General features: G+C 38.1%; 16 protein-coding genes. 10 read left to right on the plus strand and 6 right to left on the minus strand.

What is annotated here, in order from left to right; all coding sequences use genetic code 11:
- Positions 1-10 precede the first annotated feature (10 nt).
- Positions 11-1,180 carry a succinyldiaminopimelate transaminase gene (dapC, locus tag AAV96_RS05155; protein ID WP_046738539.1) on the plus strand — a complete coding sequence of 390 codons (1,170 nt, stop codon included), beginning with the start codon at positions 11-13 and terminating at the stop codon, positions 1,178-1,180.
- 50 nt (positions 1,181-1,230) lie between these two features.
- Here dapC and AAV96_RS05160 read toward each other — a convergent pair whose 3' ends face one another.
- Positions 1,231-1,851: a LysE family translocator gene (locus AAV96_RS05160; RefSeq protein WP_046738540.1), complete on the minus strand. Its 621-nt coding sequence runs from the start codon at positions 1,849-1,851 to the stop codon at positions 1,231-1,233.
- 134 nt (positions 1,852-1,985) lie between these two features.
- Between AAV96_RS05160 and AAV96_RS05165 the strand changes: the two genes are divergently transcribed.
- The 3 genes from AAV96_RS05165 (at position 1,986) to AAV96_RS05175 (ending at position 6,941) form a co-directional block, all read left to right on the plus strand.
- Entirely contained in the window at positions 1,986-2,438 is a 453-nt protein-coding gene (locus AAV96_RS05165) for an Lrp/AsnC family transcriptional regulator (RefSeq protein ID WP_004661566.1), read from the plus strand.
- Positions 2,439-2,599: 161 nt separating this feature from the next.
- A complete protein-coding gene (locus AAV96_RS05170; RefSeq protein WP_046738541.1) occupies positions 2,600-3,790 on the plus strand; it encodes an efflux RND transporter periplasmic adaptor subunit in 1,191 nt (396 codons plus the stop codon).
- 1 nt (position 3,791) lies between these two features.
- The gene (locus tag AAV96_RS05175) at positions 3,792-6,941 is read left to right on the plus strand and encodes an efflux RND transporter permease subunit (RefSeq protein WP_046738542.1); all 3,150 of its coding nucleotides are present in this window, start codon (positions 3,792-3,794) and stop codon (positions 6,939-6,941) included.
- A gap of 53 nt (positions 6,942-6,994) precedes the next feature.
- Here AAV96_RS05175 and AAV96_RS05180 read toward each other — a convergent pair whose 3' ends face one another.
- Both AAV96_RS05180 and msrB read right to left on the minus strand, forming a co-directional pair.
- Positions 6,995-7,483, minus strand: coding sequence for a glutathione peroxidase (locus AAV96_RS05180; protein WP_004661561.1), 489 nt, complete (start codon positions 7,481-7,483; stop codon positions 6,995-6,997).
- Entirely contained in the window at positions 7,480-7,899 is a 420-nt protein-coding gene (gene msrB / locus AAV96_RS05185) for a peptide-methionine (R)-S-oxide reductase MsrB (protein ID WP_005215543.1), read from the minus strand. Before msrB ends, AAV96_RS05180 begins: the two co-directional genes overlap by 4 nt.
- A 238-nt stretch (positions 7,900-8,137) precedes the next feature.
- On the opposite strand from msrB, the gene AAV96_RS05190 reads away from it, so the two are divergent.
- Entirely contained in the window at positions 8,138-9,568 is a 1,431-nt protein-coding gene (locus tag AAV96_RS05190) for a pyridoxal phosphate-dependent aminotransferase (RefSeq protein WP_046738543.1), read from the plus strand.
- Positions 9,569-10,043: 475 nt separating this feature from the next.
- Here AAV96_RS05190 and AAV96_RS05200 read toward each other — a convergent pair whose 3' ends face one another.
- The 3 genes from AAV96_RS05200 to AAV96_RS05210 form a co-directional block, all read right to left on the minus strand.
- Entirely contained in the window at positions 10,044-10,487 is a 444-nt protein-coding gene (locus AAV96_RS05200; protein ID WP_046738545.1) for a hypothetical protein, read from the minus strand.
- A 211-nt stretch (positions 10,488-10,698) separates the two neighbouring features.
- Positions 10,699-11,094: a hypothetical protein gene (locus AAV96_RS05205; RefSeq protein WP_046738546.1), complete on the minus strand. Its 396-nt coding sequence runs from the start codon at positions 11,092-11,094 to the stop codon at positions 10,699-10,701.
- A gap of 306 nt (positions 11,095-11,400) precedes the next feature.
- Positions 11,401-12,294, minus strand: coding sequence for an SEL1-like repeat protein (locus AAV96_RS05210; protein WP_046738547.1), 894 nt, complete (start codon positions 12,292-12,294; stop codon positions 11,401-11,403).
- 216 nt (positions 12,295-12,510) lie between these two features.
- Between AAV96_RS05210 and dnaE the strand changes: the two genes are divergently transcribed.
- From dnaE to AAV96_RS05235, 5 genes are all read left to right on the plus strand, one after another.
- A complete protein-coding gene (gene dnaE / locus AAV96_RS05215; RefSeq protein WP_046738548.1) occupies positions 12,511-16,074 on the plus strand; it encodes a DNA polymerase III subunit alpha in 3,564 nt (1,187 codons plus the stop codon).
- A gap of 13 nt (positions 16,075-16,087) precedes the next feature.
- On the plus strand, positions 16,088-16,930 hold the full coding sequence (locus AAV96_RS05220; protein ID WP_046738549.1) for an RNA methyltransferase: 843 nt from the start codon (positions 16,088-16,090) through the stop codon (positions 16,928-16,930).
- On the plus strand, positions 16,923-17,735 hold the full coding sequence (gene cysE, locus AAV96_RS05225; RefSeq protein WP_005215533.1) for a serine O-acetyltransferase: 813 nt from the start codon (positions 16,923-16,925) through the stop codon (positions 17,733-17,735). Before AAV96_RS05220 ends, cysE begins: the two co-directional genes overlap by 8 nt.
- Before the next feature lie 113 nt (positions 17,736-17,848).
- A complete protein-coding gene (locus AAV96_RS05230; protein ID WP_046738550.1) occupies positions 17,849-18,748 on the plus strand; it encodes an ABUW_2363 family tetratricopeptide repeat lipoprotein in 900 nt (299 codons plus the stop codon).
- A gap of 119 nt (positions 18,749-18,867) precedes the next feature.
- Positions 18,868-20,886, plus strand: a complete 2,019-nt coding sequence (locus AAV96_RS05235) for an esterase/lipase family protein (RefSeq protein WP_046738551.1) — start codon at positions 18,868-18,870, stop codon at positions 20,884-20,886.
- Positions 20,887-20,971 lie beyond the last annotated feature (85 nt).

Consider the following 20,971-nt stretch of genomic DNA (forward strand, 5'->3'; position numbering starts at 1 on the left):
AATTGTTTAAATGAACTCCAGCTTGTCTTTATTGCATCCCTATCCTTTTGAAAAGTTAAATCAACTTTTTAAAGATGTGCAACCTGCCAATTTACCATTGATTCCATTATCAATTGGTGAACCAAAACATCCTGCACCAGAGTTCGTTAAACAAGCAATCATTGATAATTTTGCACATTTATCGACTTACCCTAATAGTAAAGGGCAACCTGAACTGCGCCAAAGTATTGCACAATGGCTTAGTAATCGTTTCAAACTGAATCATATTAGTGCAGAAGAACATATTTTGCCTGTTTCTGGTACACGTGAAGGTATCTTTTCTTTTGTGCAAGCCTTAATTAAACGCGAAGATGCACCGTACATCGTGATGCCAAATCCGTTCTATCAAATTTATGAAGGTGCTGCATTATTGGCAGGTGCAAAGCCTTACTTTATCAACTGCACCGAGGAAAATGCTTATTTAGGCGACTTTGATGCCGTTCCTGCAGAAGTATGGGAAAATACAGCATTATTATTCGTTTGCACACCAGGTAATCCAACAGGTACTGTACTTTCAAAAGAGCAATTCAAAAAGTTGATTGCACTTTCTGATCAATATGGTTTTGTGATTGCTTCTGATGAATGTTATTCAGAGTTATGGTTTGATGAAGCACCGATTGGGCTTTTAGAAGTTTGTGCTGAAATAGGACGTGATGATTATAAAAATTGTATCGTGTTCCATTCCCTTTCTAAACGTTCAAACCTCCCGGGTATGCGTTCTGGTTTCGTTGCGGGTGATGCAGCATTATTAAAACCTTATTTACAATATCGTACCTATCACGGCGCTGCGATGCCTGTTCAACATCAATTGGCTTCGATTGCGGCATGGAATGATGAGACACATGTAGAAGAAAATCGTCAACAATACCGTGCTAAATTTGATTTATTCCAAACAGAATTAGGACATTTGCTACCGTTACAAAAACCTGATGCAGGTTTTTATTATTGGTTGAAAGTTGATAATGATGAAACTTTTGCAAAAATGTTGATGGAAAAAGCCCATATTAAGGTGTTACCAGGTCGCTATTTATCTCGTGATACCGAACAAGGTAATCCGGGCGAAGGACACGTTCGGATGGCACTAGTCGCAGATTTAGCACAGTGTGAAGAAGTGGTAAAACGACTAAAAGCAATTCTTTAATCAATAAAATATCTGAAGAATCTATGCCAAAGTATAGATTCTTCAGCAACTTATGAAAGCTGTCCAATCAGCAATATGGTGGCAATCAAAATCATTAAGCTCCCCGAAATACGACTGACTATTTTTACAGCTTGAGGTCGTGTACTTAATAATTTCTTCGCTGCGATTCCAACCAAAATATAAACTACAGCACAACTTAGCAAATGAATCATTCCTAACACAATAATTTGTGCTGTTGGGGAAAGTGCGACTTTAGGATGGATAAATGGAGGTAATAAAGCGAAGAATAACAACAGCACTTTAGGGTTTAATCCACTAATCCCCACGCCCTTAATTAGCCATGATTGAGCAGATTCAAGTGACTGATTTTGTTTAGTCTCATTTGAAATCACCGCGGGGCGAATCAATAGACTTATGCCCATCCAAAATAAGTAACAAGCACCTACAATCGTCATGGTACTTAAAAGAATTGGATAATGATTAAGCAAAGTGCCAACTCCAGCCGCAACACATAAAATAGCCATGAAGTGTCCCAACACCAAGCCCATCACCGCTGTCATAACAAACTGCCCTTTTATGCCAGCTAGAATCGCATAAGCCCAATCTGCACCCGGTGTTAAAACAAATAAAATTGAAACACACCAAAAAGCAAAAATTACACTTAGATCCATATCAGACACCTACTCGCCATCATTATTATTTTTCACCATTTGGTGAAAATAGAATTGAGAGAATAGGCTTTAATGCTTAAAATGTTATTCCAAATGTTTGCTTGTTTTCAAAACTAAAAGGTAGATTATTCCAAATGGATCGCATTGATAAGAAAATTATTGCTGAACTACAAGCAAATGGACGATTATCTATCACCGAATTGGCTGAAAGAATAGGCTTAAGTCTATCGCCTTGCCATCGCCGAGTGAAAGCTTTAGAAGAATCTGGGGTCATTAAAGGCTATCATGCCGACCTTGAAGCGTCTCAAATTGGCTTTAATTTTGCGGCAATTATTTTTGTGACTTTAAAAGATGGTGATAAGCGGGCTTTGTCTAGCTTTGAAGAAAAGGTCAGTGAAATTGCAAATGTGATTCAAGCACAGCGACTGTTTGGCAATCCTGATTATTTGTTGCATGTGGTGACCAAAGATCTAGCAAGTTTTCAAAAACTTTATGACGACAGTCTGTCTGCTTTACCGAATGTACAGCGCCTTACCTCCACAATTGTAATGAAAAGCGTGGTGACTAATCGCTTACTTCCTTTATAGCAATCTGAAATTATAGCGAGTGATCACTTTATAAGCCGTATCCTATTATATTGTGTTGAAACTCGCCCTTTATTAATTTTTTCATCTGTCAGTTTACTATTGACCATCTGTTGAAATCTTCGTCTATACTTAGGCCATCAATATTTGGCGATTATGGAAAGATGGCTTCTCAAACTCCCCAGAAAACTAAGAAAAAAATTTGGTTTATTTTAGCGATCATTGTTGTTTTTTTAATTATTGCAGTCATGTTTTGGCAAACAAATAAAGCCAAAAGCTCAGCAAATATAGAAAAGCGCAAAGGGGCAAATTCAGCAGAACAAAAAGCAGCACTGACGGTGACGGTTGTTCAACCTGAACAGCAAAATTGGAAACAAAGCTTTACCGCAAATGGAAATATTGCAGCTTGGCAAGAAGTTGTCATTGGGAGCGAGCTATCAGGTCAACGGCTTACTCGCGTCAATGTGAATGTTGGTGATGAGGTAAAACGCGGTCAAGTTTTAGCTGAAATTAACAGTGAAACAATACGTGCTGACCTCGCAGCAGCTCAGGCAAGTTATGCCGAAGCACAAGCTGTTTTAGCTGATGCGATTACCAATAACAAACGTATTCAACAGCTTAAAAATACGGGTGCAATTTCTGCTCAAGAATCCACGCAATATCAAACCTCGCAAGCGACTGCACAAGCTCGTCTTGATGCAGCCAAAGCTCAAATTGAAAGTAATCAATTACGCTTAGCTCAAACTCAAGTGGTTTCACCTGATAATGGTGTTATTTCAGCACGAACTGCCACGGTTGGATCTTTAGCACAAACAGGGCAAGAATTATTCCGTTTGATTCGTGACCATCGACTCGAATGGCGTGCCGAAGTCACTTCTTCTGATTTATATAAACTTAAACAAGGGATGACTGCACGAATCATTTCTCCTGATCCTGCCCAAGCGACGGTTACAGGCAAGGTTCGAATGATAGCACCTGTGATTGACCCACAAACTCGTTATGGTCTGGTTTATGTCGATATTCCAACGACTCAAGCTGTTCGTATGGGAATGTTTGTGAAAGGTGAATTTGATTTAGGTGAGAAACCAGCATTAACTATTCCACAAACAGCATTATTGCTGCGGGATGGTTTTTCTTATGTTTTTATTGTTGATCAAAATAATCGTGTAACACAACAAAAAGTCACTATAGGCCGCCGTCTAGGTGATCGTGTGGAAATCATGGATTTACCAACACAAGTAAAATTGGTTTCTTCCGGAACAGGTTTCTTAACTGATGGAGATTTAGTTACTGTTGCCAAAGACATACCTGATACCCCACTGACCAAACAACTTGTGAATACACAGGAGAAATAAAATGAATTTCTCTGCTTGGTCAATCCGCAATCCAATTCCGGGCATTTTATTATTTATCATGCTCGGTTTGGCAGGATTGTTATGTTTTCACTGGATGAAAATACAACAATTCCCGGACATTGAACTTCCGATGGTCACAGTAACTGCGGCATTACCCGGCGCAGCCCCGCCTCAACTTGAGACCGAAGTTGCACGTAAGATTGAGAACTCTATTGCGACTTTGCAAGGTTTAAGAAATCAATACACCAATATTCAAGATGGTGTTGTTACAGTTACAGCAGAATTTCAACTCGAAAAACCGCTACAAGAAGCGGTTGATGATGTTCGTAATGCTGTATCACAGGTGAGATCCGATTTACCTGCTGATTTAAGAGATCCGATTGTTAGTAAAATAAATTTATCAGGCTCGCCAATTCTCACCTACACCATTCAATCACCGAAAATGGATGAAGAAGCACTGTCATGGTTTGTTGACTATGATATTGCACGTGCCATGTTACAAGTGAAAGGTGTGGGTGCCGTTGCCCGTGTAGGTGGTGTGACTCGTCAAGTTGAAGTTGAACTCGACCCTGAAAAATTACTGGCATTAAATGCAACTGCTACAGATATTACCCGTCAATTACGCTTGATTCAGCAAGATGCCTCAGGCGGTCAAACCAAAATTGGGGGCAGCGAACAATCAATTCGTACTATTGCAACCGTCAAAACGGCTGCAGAGATTGGTGCAATGGATCTTGCGCTCAGTGATGGTCGTCATATTCGCCTTGATCAAGTTGCATCTATTCGTGATGGAATTGCAGAACGACGCTCTGCTGCGCTATTAAATGGTAAACCTGTCATTGGTTTTGAAATTACTCGCAGCAAAGGTGCCAGTGAAGTCGATGTTGAAAAAGGTGTAGCTCAAGCATTAGAGAAACTGAAAGCCTCACATCCTGATATTAAAATTACAGAAGCTTTTAACTTTGTTAAACCAGTTGCCGATAACTATAAAGGTTCGATGTCGCTTCTTTATGAAGGGGCAATTTTAGCAATCTTGGTGGTTTGGCTATTTTTACGTGATTGGCGTGCAACAATTATCGCTGCAACTGCCCTGCCACTGTCTATATTACCCGCCCTGATTGGGATGTATTACTTCGGATTTACCCTAAATACAGTGACCTTACTCGCCATGTCATTAGTGGTTGGTATCCTAGTTGATGATGCAATTGTAGAAATTGAAAATATTATTCGGCATTTGCGAATGGGAAAAACCCCGTATGAAGCGGCAATGGAAGCAGCGGATGAAATTGGTCTAGCGGTCATTGCAACCACCTTCACGTTAATTGCAGTATTTTTACCAACAGCGTTTATGAGTGGAATTGCGGGTAAGTTCTTTGTTCAATTCGGTTGGACGGCTGCATTGGCAATTTTTGCTTCTCTTTTAGTTGCACGCCTGCTTACACCAATGATGTCTGCTTACATTTTAAAACCATGGATAGGTCAAGTTGAAAAGCAAGATGAAACTTTAGATAAGCAAGCAAAACTAGATCATGGTACAACAAAACTAGCTAAAGATCGCGCTAACGATGGACGTGTCATGCGTGGCTATATGCGTTTAGTCACATGGTGTTTAAATCATCGTTGGGTCACTTTATTTGGGGCAATTGCTTTTTTTGTTGGCTCAGTGATGCTGATTCCTTTACTACCAACAGGCTTCGTTCCACCACCAGATACAGGACAGACTCAAGTTCGTTTGGAGCTTGCACCTGGTTCGCAATTTGTTGATACCTTAAAAACAGCAGAATACGCACGTAATCTGATTAAAGATCATCCAGAAATCAAGAGTATATACACAACGATTGGTGGTGGTGCAGCAGGAACAGATCCTTTTTCAGGTGGCGCTTCAAGCGAACCAAGAAAAGCAACATTAACCATTCAGATTACTGGACGTTCTGATCGTAGTGCAAGTTTACAAGAGATTGAAAATCAGATTCGTCAGCGTTTAGCTCCATTGCCGGGTGCTCGAATACAAGTTGGTTTAGCTGGAAATAATAGCCAGTACCAACTTGCTCTTTCAGGTGATGATCCTGAAGCTTTAATGTCTACAGCACGTAAACTTGAACGAGAATTACGCACTATTCCAAATATTGGGAGTATTACTTCAAGCGCGGCTTTAATTCGTCCTGAACTGGTAATTCGTCCTGATTTTGCTAAAGCTGCAGATTTAGGTGTCACCACCTACGATATTGCTGAAACTTTGCGTATCGCCACGGCTGGCGATTTTGATCAAAACTTGGCTAAATTAAACTTATCTCAACGTCAGGTTCCCGTTGTGATTAAACTGCCTTTGGCTGCTCGTCAAGATCAGGAGTTAATGAAACGCTTAATGATCAAAGGCAGCCGCGGTCCTGTTATGTTAGGGACGATTGCGGATGTCAATATTGAAAGTGGGCCATCGCAAATTGATCGTTTCAATCGTTTGCGTAATATCAATTTTAATATCGAGCTGAATAATCAACCATTAGGTGATATTGCAGCTAAAGTTGACCAACTCCCAACAATGAAAAATCTACCGCCAACGGTTAAACGCACCAATATTGGTGATGCTGAAGTCATGCAAGAGTTATTCTCAAGCTTTGGTTTAGCAATGTTGACAGGTGTATTGTGTATCTACGTTGTTCTTGTTCTTTTATTTAAAGACTTCCTACAACCGATCACTATTCTGGTCGCTCTACCTCTATCACTCGGTGGAGCATTCGTACTATTACTTTTAGCAAAAAGTAGCTTCTCGATGCCAAGTTTGATCGGTTTGATTATGTTAATGGGAATTGCAAGTAAAAACTCGATTCTATTGGTCGATTACGCAATTATCGCGAGAAAGGAAAAAGATTATTCTCGGTTGAATGCGTTGTTGGATGCCTGTCATAAGCGAGCACGCCCAATTATCATGACAACTCTAGCCATGGGTGCAGGTATGTTACCGATTGCCTTGGGTATCGGAACAGATCCGAGTTTCCGTGCACCAATGGCAATTTCTGTTATTGGCGGGTTAATTACCAGTACCTTCTTATCGTTATTGGTTATTCCTGTAGTTTATACGTTCATTGATGATATCAATCGTAAACTACACAGCTTTAGAAAAGCAAAGCCCACATCAATTGAACAGTCTTAAGCAATATTCAACAAAAAAGACGGTCAAATGACCGTCTTTTTTGTTGCTCAATATTATTTTTTTGCTAATGCTTTTTCAATATCTGCTTCTAAGGCATCTGGTTTAGTCGTAGGAGCATAACGCCCTAAAACTTCGCCATTACGCCCAACAAGAAACTTGGTAAAGTTCCATTTGATATTGCGACTACCTAAGATGCCTTTCGCTTCACGCGTTAGAAATCGAAAAATAACATGTGCTTCAGGACCTTTTACATCGACCTTAGCAAACATTGGAAAACTTACACCATAATTTCTTTGACAGAATGCGCCAATTTCTTTATTCGTGCCGGGATCCTGACCACCAAATTGGTTACAAGGGAATCCTAATACTTCTAAGCCTTGAGCTTTATATTTTTCATGCAACTTTTCAAGTCCTGCAAATTGTGGTGTAAAACCACACTTACTTGCAGTATTTACAATCAGCATGACCTTGCCTTTATAATCAGCGAGCGCTTTTGTTTCTCCCTCTAACAATTCAGCTTCAAACTGATAAATGTTACTCATGGATAGGTTTCCTCGTCATTCTTTTCTTCTGTTTTAAGTTGTAATGATGCCGAATTCACGCAATAACGCAGTCCTGTCGGCTGTGGGCCATCCTCAAACACATGACCCAAATGTGCATCGCAATCATGGCAGACAATTTCCGTTCTGACCATACCATGCGATAAATCTTCATGTTCTTCTATTGCAACACCATCAATTGGTCTATAAAAACTTGGCCATCCGCAACCGCTATCGTATTTCGTTTCAGATGAAAAGAGTTCTGCACCACAACATCGGCAGACATAAATACCATGCTGTTTGTTATTCCAATATTGTCCTGTAAATGCTGGTTCTGTGCCTTTCTGACGAGTAATGCGATATTCTTCTGGTGATAGTTCTCTTTGCCATTCCCGGTCTGTTTTATTGACTTTTCCCATAACCTACACCTTTTATTCTGATGTTAAAAATATCTCGATGATCAGGTTTTATATTTACGCCATTCATAACAAAAACTCTAGTCTCATAACGTACAATTTAGTGAAATTTAAGCATTAATTTTTAATAGCAAAAAGATAGCAATTTAAAATTTAAAGGTAAGCAAATTTTAACAAAACTATCTTTCTCGTAAGCAAAGATAGTGTTATTCTTGTTTGGCACGGTTGTATAGGACAAAAAATGTCTCAGAAAAAAAGTGTGGTTTTTCAAAAACTCTTACCAACTATTAAACAATATCAACAATCAGGTTTTACCTATGAAAAAATTGTTGAATTACTTAGAGATCAACATGATCTAGATTTGGTAAGTGTCGAAACCTTTAAAAGTTATTTATACCGATATGCAAAAGTGAATCCAGCTATGTCTAAAAATACTGTTACACCCCACTCTGCTCAATCAAGTCGTGAAATTAAGAAATCATCGAAACTTGAGCATGTTTGCTACGACATTCGTGGACCAGTATTACGCGCCGCCAATGAAATGGAGGAGCAAGGACACAAGATCATCAAGCTAAATATCGGTAACCCTGCACCCTTTGGTTTCGAAGCACCACAAGAAATTATCAATGATGTTGCATTAAACCTACCGAATGCGATTGGTTATACAGACTCCAAAGGGATTTTCCCTGCGCGTAAAGCCATTTGCCAGTATTATCAGCAAAAAGGCGTTTTTGATATGCACGTTAATGATGTGTATGTTGGAAATGGCGTGTCGGAACTGATTGTGATGGCAATGCAAGGTTTATTGAACGACGGCGATGAAATGCTCGTTCCTATGCCTGACTATCCATTATGGACGGCAGCAGTCAATCTTTCTGGTGGTAAAGCTGTTCATTATAAATGTGATGAAGAAAACTATTGGTATCCTGATCTTGCGGATATGGAAAGCAAAATCACAGCAAATACGCGTGGTATTGTTATTATCAATCCAAACAACCCAACAGGTTCTGTTTACCCTCGTCATGTATTGGAGCAAATTGTTGCTTTAGCTAAAAAGCATGACTTAATTTTGTTTGCAGATGAAATCTACGACAAAATTGTTTATGACGGCATTGAGCATGTTGCAGTTGCAGCTTTAGCTGGCGAGCAACTTTGCATTTCATTTAATGGTTTATCAAAAGCCTATCGTATTGCTGGTTATCGTGCAGGTTGGATGGCGATCACAGGTGATAAATCACGTGCAGCAGACTATATTGAAGGTTTAGACATGCTTGCTTCAATGCGTTTGTGTGCGAATCATCAAGCACAATATGCAATCCAAACTGCACTCGGTGGCTATCAGTCTATCAATGATTTAATTCGTCCAGGCGGTCGTCTGTATGAACAGCGTAATATTGCATGGGAAATGTTAAATGAGATTCCTGGCGTAAGTTGTGTTAAGCCTGACGGAGCAATGTACTGTTTCCCAAAACTTGATCCTGAGATTTATCCAGTTGAAGATGATGAAAAACTGATGTTAGATCTATTAAAAGCTGAAAAAGTTTTATTGGTTCAAGGCACAGGTTTTAATTGGCCAACACCAGATCATTTCCGTGTAGTGTTCTTACCTGCTGAAAATGAGCTACGTGAAGCAATTAATCGTTTAAGCCGTTTCTTGGCAAAGATGCGTTAAACAAAATTGGCAATAAAAAAGGAAGCAAATCGCTTCCTTTTTTAAGATCAATACTTAAAAATCCCATAAAACCAATTCACAGTCTATATGAAATAAATATTTTATGATCTTTACTTTATATCTATTAATGTATAGCACATAAATAATAAAAACGTCCAAATTGAAAAAATAGAATACCTCCGCTTAAACTCTTTTGGTTTACAAAACAAGAAGATGAATAATCTTGTAATCAGATATGATATTAAAAAAATTGGAATCCATGCCATATAACTTCTATAGTGTATAACCACAGGAAAAAACGCAAAAAAACTAAATGCTATAAATACATTTGAAATAGATACCACGTCGTCAGTATATCCATAGTAATATCTACCATTAATTTTTTTAGGGCCTATTTCCACCAATTTAAGAAAATTTTTCAATCTATTTATTTTATTTTTATCCATTACACTTTTATCTAATCCTCAAATTTCTATCACTGTATAGGAATTTCTTTTGGATGATCTAATATAGAATTATCTATTACAGAAATAAGTTTATCATCTTTAGAAAAGATAAGCATCATCGATAATTCATCGACAACCAGCTTGTTCATCTTATTGGGTTGGCGAGAAAAAATGTAATTCATAATTAAGTGATCAGATGAAGATTTAAGACTTTTATTTGGTGCTATAAAATATGTATCAGGTTGATAACCTATTTTTTTAACAACTGTAGAGCTACTGTCACCAAATCTTAAAGTTGATATTTTTTTTATAACTTTCTTCATTTTTATCATATTTATAGGAATTATAGTATCGTCAATATTCTGAGTTGCTGATAAAGGATATGAAGTAACTAAAAAATCTTTTTTTAAGTCTATTCCATAACAAAAAGAACTTACCAAACATAGAAGTAAAATTTCTATAAAAATTAACATTTAAACTCCTCTCCTCCATTTAGCTTAAAATCCAATATCAATATAGGTGAAAAATAAAAAATCTAGCAACTTATTATTCTAGCAATTTTATTTTCATCTATATAAAAACAAGATATAGCAGAAAATGGGCCTAGTGTCATTGACACAGTATATACAAGTAACTTAATTCGTATTCCACTGTGAAAAATTAATACTCTAATTTAAAATAAAACTACTTTTCAATTAAATACTCACTTAACTTAATACAATTACCTTTTTTATCAAAGACAAGAACTGCTCCACCACCACCAAATGCAAATAACTCTCTAAACACTCCTAATGTATGACCATAGATAACTATTTTTGAACCACTCTCAGTGATTGTTAGTCTTCTTTGCCTATTATAGATATCTTTACCCAATTTATTGTAAATAATATCATAAGAGGTATTTTTTAGATGACGTTTATCCTGATAAATAAAACAGCTTTCATCTGAATTGTTATTTTTACCATGTAAATCTTTATCAAAATATAGCCATTTTTCATCATAAAAAAACTCTATAAAAATTAGGACGAAAAGAATTATTAGAGATAGAAACCATCTAATTATTTTTGATGAAGCCACCATAAAAAAGCTCCTTTCACCTGTAGAAAGGTTAAATTGATAATTCCATAAGAACACCCATTTCTTAATATAGTAAAGCCGTTTAATTATTCATACAGCTACTAAAAAAGAAACGAGATAATTAATCAACTGAATCAACCAACCACTTTTTACGATTGCATTTAACCCATGACGACATCTTTTCTAGTTGATGATGTGCCTATCAAATAGGTCATCAAAACAAGCCGATGATTCGTATTATAGAAATATCGGCTTAAGCTAGATTAGGGTTTTTATAATATTTTCCAAGATTAAAACTCGAGATCAACTCTACTCAGTTTTTTGTAGTTCATCCCACTGCGCCTCATACTCTTTCGACTTCTTTAAATTCTTAGCTAAGCCAAAACCACCATTTTCATATAAACGCGCCAAATCCAACAATGCTTCATTTTCACCCTGCTCTACCGCAAGCGCATAATATTCTGCAGCTTTTTTATAATTTTTTTCAACACCCTTACCTTCTTCATAAACATAAGCAATATTAGACGAACCTAAGCCATTTTCGGCTTTAGAGGCTAACGTAAACAGACGTAAAGCTTCTTTATAATCTTGCTTTAAGCCTGCTTTGCCTTCCAAATAGAAAATACCAAGATTGTTAATTGCTGAAGATTCATCTTGCTTTACAGCTAACTGATAGTAATGTAATGCTTTTTTAAGGTCCTGAGCGACTTCATCATTCCCATCACTATACAAATGACCTAATTCAGCTTGTGCAATATCCAATCCCGCATCAGCAGATTTGGTCATCCATTCCAAGCCCTTTTTAGTATTAATACTAACGCCATCATCACCATAGAGGTATAAAAAACCTAAATAATACTGAGCGTATAATTGCCCTTTTTGTGCCGCCTGTGTATACCACTTTAACGCTGTGGGATTATCTTCTTCAGTCCCTTCGCCATAATCATACATATACCCTACGGAAAAAAGTGCATCAGCATTTCCCTTTGCAGCAGCCTTTTTGAACCACTCTAATGCTTTACCAAAATCTTGATCGACATCATTTCCATAATAATAAGCATCTCCAAGATTATTTTGGGCAATCGCATCACCACTTTTTGCTTGTTGAACGAGTTCTTGACTAAAAGATACATCCTCAGCTTGAGCTAAAGAAATTGCGCTCATACTTAATAATATTGAAAATACGATATTCTTTAATTTCATTCTTGAACCTACTTTGGTACATTTTTATGCAGATACATTCTAGCGGTTAAACAACTCAAGTAAATATATATTTATATTTCCATATAAATCAAAAGTTAATTTTTATTAATTTATAAAAAGCACAGAACAGATAGACAGTTTGCCAAAATATTAAGCATGCCATTTTCGGTTTGCATGCTAAACTATGCATTGCTTTGAAAAAAGGATAGTCCTTCTATGCGGTTTGTTCATCTCGGTATCCATACAGAATTTTCGATTACGGAATCGATTGTTCGCATACCTGATTTGGTCAAAGCTGCCGTTAAAGATGACATGCCTGCGCTTGCATTAACAGACTTATCCAACTTGCACGCTGCGGTGAAATTTTATGAAGCTTGTTTAAAAAAAGGCATTAAACCTGTTTTAGGCAGTGTCATTCGACTGAATGACGCAGAGCATCGCGCAACCTTATTAGCTATGAGCAGTAAAGGTTGGCGAAATCTAACCGAAATCGTATCTCGGGGCTTTATTGAAGGACAACAACTTAGTATCCCATGCGTACAAAAAGAATGGATACTTGAACAATCAGAAGATTTAATTGTATTGCTTGGACAGCATAGTGATGTCGGCAAAATGCTTTGTTCATCCAATCCACAAAAAGCAGAACCTTTATTAGAAGCATGGATTGAAAAGTTTGGTAATCGTGTTTATTTAGCATTAACACGTACTGAACGTGTTGGTGAAGAAGATTTTATTCAACAAGCCGTTAAACTCGCTGCTAAATATCAAATTGGTGTCGTTGCACATAATGATGTTCACTTTGTTGAACAAGATGATTTTGAAGCACATGAAGCACGTGTGTGTATTGCCGATGGTTATGTACTTGGTGACGATAAGCGTCCTAAGAATTATAGCTCTGAACAGTATTTTAAAACTGGTGAGCAAATGTCTGAACTATTTTCAGACATCCCAAGTGCAATTGAAAATACTTATCAGATTGCCAAACGTTGTAATGTTGCCTTACAACTCGGTACCTATTTCTTACCTGATTTCCCGATCCCAGATGGTTATACCATTGACACCTATTTCGAACATTTATCTCGTACAGGTTTAGAGGAACGCTTAAATCACCTTTACCCTATTACTGAACGTGATGAAGATTGGGCTGAAATTCGTAAACCTTATGATGATCGTATCAAGTACGAAGTTGATATTATTTTAAAAATGGGTTTCCCGGGTTACTTCCTGATTGTCATGGACTTTATTCAATGGGCCAAAAATAATGGTGTGCCTGTAGGTCCTGGTCGTGGTTCGGGTGCTGGTTCATTAGTTGCCTACAGTTTAAAAATTACCGATCTTGATCCATTACGTTATGATTTGCTTTTCGAACGTTTCTTAAACCCTGAACGTGTCTCAATGCCCGATTTTGACGTCGATTTCTGTATTGCAGGTCGTGACCGAGTGATCGAATATGTCGCACAAAACTACGGTCGTGAAGCCGTTTCACAGATTGCGACTTTTGGTACGATGGCTGCAAAAGGCGCAATCCGCGATGTTGCACGAGTTCTAGGCAAATCTTACGGTTTGGCTGACCGTATTTCCAAAATGATTCCGACCAAACCGCTTGGCGTTGATCTAGTCACTGCGATTGACATGGAACCACAGCTCAAAGACATCGTGACCAACCCATCAAACCCTGATAATGATGATGCTGCTGAAATTTGGGAAATGGCACTTAAGCTCGAAGGCATTACACGAAACACAGGGAAACACGCAGGTGGTGTAGTCATTGCACCCGGAAAAATTACCGATTATTCAGCGGTACTGTGTGAAGCAGATGGAACAAGTCGTGTTGCTCAATACGATAAAGATGATGTTGAAGCTGCAGGTCTGGTTAAATTTGACTTCTTAGGTTTGCGTAACCTCACGGTTATTGAAGATGCCGTTCAAAATATTAATAAAAGAATCAAATCTGAAATTCCTCTCGAAATTGCAAATGTTCCATTAGATGACAAGGACGCTTATTTAGTCTTTGCGGACGCAAATACAACTGCGGTGTTCCAGTTTGAATCCGTCGGCATGAAAAAAATGCTCAAGGAAGCAAGACCGAGTAAATTTGAAGAAATTATTGCCTTCGTTTCTTTATACCGTCCTGGTCCAATGGACCTGATTCCAGACTTTATCCATCGTATGCATGGTGGTGAGTTCGAATATTTACATCCATTGCTTGAAGGTGTATTGGAACCTACCTATGGGATTATGGTTTACCAAGAACAGGTGATGCAGGCAGCACAGTTCTGCGCAGGCTATACGCTTGGTGGTGCAGATTTACTTCGCCGTGCCATGGGTAAAAAGAAACCTGAAGAAATGGTTAAACAGCGCCAAATCTTTATTGAAGGTGCTGCAAAAAAAGAGATTGATGAAGCAACAGCAAACCATATATTCGACTATATGGAAAAGTTCGCAGGTTATGGATTTAATAAATCACATGCCGCAGCCTATGCCCTTGTTGCCTATCACACTGCATGGCTAAAAGCACATTATCCTTCAGAATTTATGGCGGCGGTTTTATCATCAGAAATGCAGAATACTGACAGTATCGTATTCTTAATTGATGACTGCCGTAATAATAAATTAGAAGTGCTACCGCCTTCCGTAAATATGTCTTTATATCATTTCCATGCCAGTGATGAGAAAACCATTGTTTATGGTCTCGGTGCAATTAAAGGCGTCGGCGAACAAGCGATGCAATCAGTCATCGACTCACGCATCAATGAAGGTCCATACAAGGATTTATTCGATTTCTGTCATCGAATCGACCTGAAAAAGATCAATAAACGTACCTTAGAAGCCTTAATTCGTGCAGGTGCGTTGGATTGTTTAGGTATTGAACGTTCAAGCTTAATGGCTCAATTGCCTGAAGCTGTTCAAGCGGCTGAACAAGCACGAAGTAACCGCGAAACGGGTATCATGGATTTATTTGGTGAAGTTGAAGAAGTTCAGCGTAAACCTGCTAAACCTGTGAAACCGTGGTCAGACGAAGTTCGTCTCAAAGGTGAAAAAGATACGCTTGGATTGTATCTCACTGGTCATCCGATTGATGTCTATCGTCCAGAATTAAAATCGTTTATTCCAGCAAAATTAAATGAATTAACACCTACTCGTCGTGGTGTCACGACCGTCTTTGCTGGTTTAGTCGTTGATATTGCCAACTTCCCGAACCGTATCATGATTACACTAGATGATGGCACTGCTCGTGTTGAAATCAGCTGCAATCATGAACGTTTTCAACGTTATAAAGAAATCGTTCGTCTAGAACAAGTAATTGTTATCGAAGGTGAAATCTACGAACGTGAAGGCTTTGACCGCCCGATGGCACGTCTAAGTAAAGCGTTTAATTTAAATGAAATCCGCCAAAAGCGTGCCCAAAGTATTCAAATTCGTCTTCCTCAAGATTTAATGACCAAATCTTTAGCCAAAGATCTACAGGCAATTTTATTACCTTATTGTAATGTCGATATGTGTCAGCATATTGCTTTACAAATCCAACTTGAACAAAGCTTTGCGACAGCAGAATTGCATCTAGGTCCTCAATGGAAAGTCGCACCTTTAGATGAATTGCTAGGCAAGCTACGTGATTATTTTGGTAAGGACGCGATTTTTATTGAATATCAAGTGAAGTCAAAAGCTGCAAAAGTAGCAGAAGCGCCTAAAGTAACGACAGTTGCACCACCACCCGAAAACATGTCTATGGATGAAGCGCTTGATCTGTATCAAGCTGAAATCTCTCAATACTCTTAATTTTGGATGATATATGAATCTGTTTGACTCAAATAACGTGTCCAAACACTTGGATCATGTGCGCATTGTTATGGTCAATACCACCCTACCAGCCAATATTGGTAGTGCCTTACGCGCAATGAAAACTATGGGTTTATCTCAACTCGTTTTAGTTGCGCCTAAAACCTATCCACACCCTGATATTGATGCTTTAGCCGCGGGTGCACAGGATTTAATTGAAAAAATTGAGATCGTTGATACTTTAGAGCAAGCTATTCAAGACTGTCATCTCGTGTTTGGAACTAGCGCACGTAGCCGTACAATTCCATGGCCTTTACTGGACGTACGTCCTGCAGCAAAAGAAGCATTACAAGCTGCAACTCAACAACAAAATATCGCTATTGTTTTTGGTCGTGAAGACCGTGGTCTCACCAATGAAGAACTTGCTTTAGCCAATTATCACTTAACCATCCCAGTTAATCCTGAGTATGGTGTTTTAAATGTCGCACAAGCGATTCAAGTCATCTGTTATGAGTTGAGAATGGCTGCACTCGAACAAAATACGCAACAAACGACTGTTGTTCCAGATGATCACATGCAACTTAAACAACAACAGAGCATGGAATGGGATGAGCCATTAGTAACACAAAAACAAATGGAAGAATTCTATCCTCATCTAGAAAAAATGCTGACTGAAATCGAATTTTTAGATCCAAATAATCCTCGTTTACTTCCATTACGCTTGCGTCGATTATTCGGAAGGATACAATTAGATCGTATGGAATATCATTTATTGCGCGGAATTTTCAGCCGCGTGCAGGCTTTAGCCAAAGGCTCATGGAAACAAACCAATTCGGAGGATCATGCCAATGATTAAACAGCTTAAAGAAGATATCGAGGCTGTATTTGCACGTGATCCTGCTGCTCGAAATACACTCGAAGTTCTAACCACCTATCCTGGTATTCATGCTTTGATCATGCATCGTATGGCACATGAACTTTGGAAAAAAGAGTACAAAGGTACAGCACGTTTACTCTCGTCATTTAGCCGCTTTGCAACAGGAATTGAAATCCATCCTGGTGCAAAAATTGGTAAACGCTTTTTTATCGATCATGGCATGGGTGTTGTCATTGGTGAAACAGCTGAAATTGGTGATGATGTCACGCTTTATCATGGCGTGACTCTAGGTGGCACAACATGGAATAAAGGAAAACGTCACCCGACACTCGAGGATGGGGTCGTTGTTGGGGCTGGAGCAAAGATTCTAGGGCCATTTACCGTACATAAAGGTGCTAAAGTTGGCTCAAATGCAGTCATCACCAAAGAAGTTCCTGAAGGTGTAACGGCTGTTGGCAACCCTGCACGCTATATATTTAAAGACAAGAATCAGATTGAACCAGATGAAGTAAGTCGTCGTGATTATGCTGAAAGTATTGGTTTCCAACCCTATGCAACCACGCAAGACCAATCTGATCCAATCTTAGAAGGGATTCGAGTTTTATTGGATCGTATGCAAAAAAATGAAAAGCGTATGAATATCTTATGTCAGCGACTCTCAGAATTAGATCCAACTTTTAAACCACAAACTTCAAAAAATCAGCCATTAAGTAAAGAAGAACTTAAAATTATTGAAGAAGTTAGACGTGAGTGTGAAGCTCAGAACAAAACTTCTTCGATCTAATCCAATTTATAAAAAATGTAACAAGCTTCTCATTGCAAGTTGGTTTTGCTTTTCCTAGACTGGTAAAACCAACGATCTACTTCTCATTTAACTAAAATTAATGGATGTAAAGCATGAATTTTAAGCCTTTGGCACTTCTTGTACTTTCAACTTCTTTTTTAACGGCCTGCGGTCTTGCACCTGTAAAAAAAGAAAAAGCTGCTGAACCTTTTGTGTTCAAAGAACCTGATCCAACTCCCCCATTTTATGCTTTGAATCCAGTTAAATATGATGCTCCGCCAAGCTTTGAAGTTGCCATTAAAGATGCATCGGCTCAACCTGTAACAAAAATGGTTGTTTCACTTCAAAGTGACCCATCAAAATCAACCACCCTTGAGGTGAATAAATTAATCGTCCCTACGATTGATCAAAAGCAACGTAATATGAAATATGCGGTGCTTGCTGGTGATAATGAAGTAGATGTCACTGAAATTGATGATTTTCTTCAATTGGTTGAAGGTAAAGCGCGTCACTATCCACCACGTTTTACAGAACGCCAAGAACGTAAAGGTTATGAGGCAAAACTTCGTGAAATTACGCAGAAACTCGATGCTTTAGCAGAAAAGCCAAATGCTTCTCTGGATGTACTTACTCGTGCATTTAAAGCAAGTGTGATGGCACGTAATATGGACTTAGGTACAGCCTACACAACCAAATCACTCAACTACGCACAGCGTATTCTTGCGATTAGCCCAAATGACCCTGAAACTAATTTCTGGTTTGGTTTTGGTCTATCTGAAGGTGGCGGTCAACGTGAAGCGATTCCATATCTAGATAAAGCGATTAAAGGCGGTGTGCAAGAAGCTTATCTTTCTGCTGCAAATAACTATCTCTGGTTAGAGCAAAAGAAAAATGCGATTCAAACACTTAAAAATTATAAAATTAATTATCCTGATGAAGCCGAAGTTGCAGATCAACTTATCAAAGAAGTTGAATCTGGGAAACGTTGGAATGTTTGGCAAGTCCTAAATTAAAGATTTGTGATTTTGTAAAAATAGACTGTTCAGAACAGTCTATTTTTTTAAGTTGATTGAAAAAACATCTTTTTTTCGTATTATAGCTAGAATCTTCCGGCTAAATTTGCTCCTTGATAATGCAAGCATCTAATTCAAACAAATATCTATTTGCCTTTACGCTGTTATCAACTATTGCTTTAAATGGCTGTCAGGTCGTTAGCCTCAAACAACAAGCGGTTGATGTCACCATAGCCAATGAACGTAATAGCATACTAACTCAGAAGAAGTTAAGTGAAGCGAGCCTGAATGTCTTATCGATGTCAGGTAAAGAAGCAAAAATTTGTATGCAATCTCCGAATGAATGCATTGCAGATCTACATAAAATTCCTCAGATTCAAGACGAACAATTATTGTCGACAGCCAGTGAACTATATCTTACTAAAGCCATGTCACTGTCGGACTCATCAGAATGTAAAATCAGTAAATTGTCTAAACATAAACCTGCTGATGAACAAAAGCTAATACAGCAAAATTATGAAAGTTGTTTAGATCAGAAGCTTGAAGCTTTGGATAAAAGTATTCGTTATAGTTATGCGTATTTATTCAAAACATCACGTCAGCCACAAGAACGACTTTTTGATAACCGCCAAGTACAAATTCGAGATTTCTACAATCAGGCACTTACTCAATTGGTGAATGGTCATAGTTTAAGGAATCCATCGACCAATCTTACCCCAACGATTAAAATTGGAAAAAGTACTTATACAATTGATATTCAAGCATATCAACGCCTGCAAAACATGAAACTGGAAAAATTTATTTCCAGTTACAACATGAATTTTTCAGGATTAAGAGCGATTAACCGCCGTGATGGTTTCGGTTCTGATTTTGTTGCAGTTTTTCCATCGACCGACTCATCATCACAAGAAAATAAATATATTCTTAATCCTTTAACGCATGATTATCCTAAAGGCATAAATCCGAATATTCATAAAGCACGCTATTTAGCAGCCACAATTATTGCTCAACCTAAAAAATCGAATGCAACGATAGAAGATGTTTTAACAAACCCGAATTTTGAAATTAAGGTTTATGATCCTTATAGCGTTGAGAAAGTAGAGATTGCAGGTAAACCATATTCATTAGCAGCAAATTTTTCTGCACCCTATGGTTTATGGCTAGCAGAAAATAATTTAGGTGCGGCTGCGTATTTGACCTTAATTGACCGCGATCAGCATTTGGCAATGCCGCATCTCTATATGTTGGAACCCTATAACCCGAATAAGAAAATCATTGTATTAGTACATGGTCTGGCAAGTAGCCCTGAAGCATGGATTGCGGTAACTAACGACATTATGGGTGATGCAATATTAAGAGAACATTATCAAGTTTGGCAAATTTTTTACTCTACCAATATGCCAATTTTGGAAAGCCGTTTTCAAATTTATGCTTTATTAAAACAAGCATTTGGTTCGCTTAATCCCAAAGATGCGGCGGCTCAAGATGCAGTTTTAATTGGACATAGTATGGGTGGAATTATTAGTCGGCTTTTAGTAAGTGATGCAGATATTTCTAAACAAGCTTTAGAATTGATGAATAATCGCCAACAAACACGTCTAAGAAAACACCCTGTCATTGGTGAAAGACTCAAAATGAAACCAATTGAAAATTTTGATCGAGCCATTTTTCTCGCAGCACCACATCGAGGGACAGACTATGCAGACCGTTGGTTTACTTTAGCAGCAAGAAAAATTATTAAACTTCCTGCAACTTTCTTAACGACCCTTGCAGATACGCTGACCAGTGATGATGTTGATTTAAAAGATTTTGTCAAAACACTGACTAATGATGTAATTCAAAATGGACCAAGCGATTTAAGTAAAAAATCTAAATTTATGGAACTGACGGCTAGTATCCCACCCGAAAAAGGCTTAGTTTTCCATTCTATTATGGGCAATATTACTAAAAGTGATGATCCGAATGTGATTACAGATGGAATCGTTCCATATAAGAGCGCACATTTGGATGGCGCAGTTTCTGAGAAAATTTTTACGGGTGGTCACTCTATTCAAGAAACGCCCGAAGCTGTGTTAGAACTTCGTCGCATCTTACGCCAACATTTAGTTGATCATGGTTTATATAAATCGAAGAACTAAAGACAATAAAAAGCCCCAAATCATTGGGGCTTTTTTAGATTAAATCATTTACACACCAGAACGGATCATATAATCAAAAGCTGAT

Source organism: Acinetobacter sp. AG1, assembly GCF_001005525.1.
GTDB classification, from domain to species: domain Bacteria; phylum Pseudomonadota; class Gammaproteobacteria; order Pseudomonadales; family Moraxellaceae; genus Acinetobacter; species Acinetobacter modestus.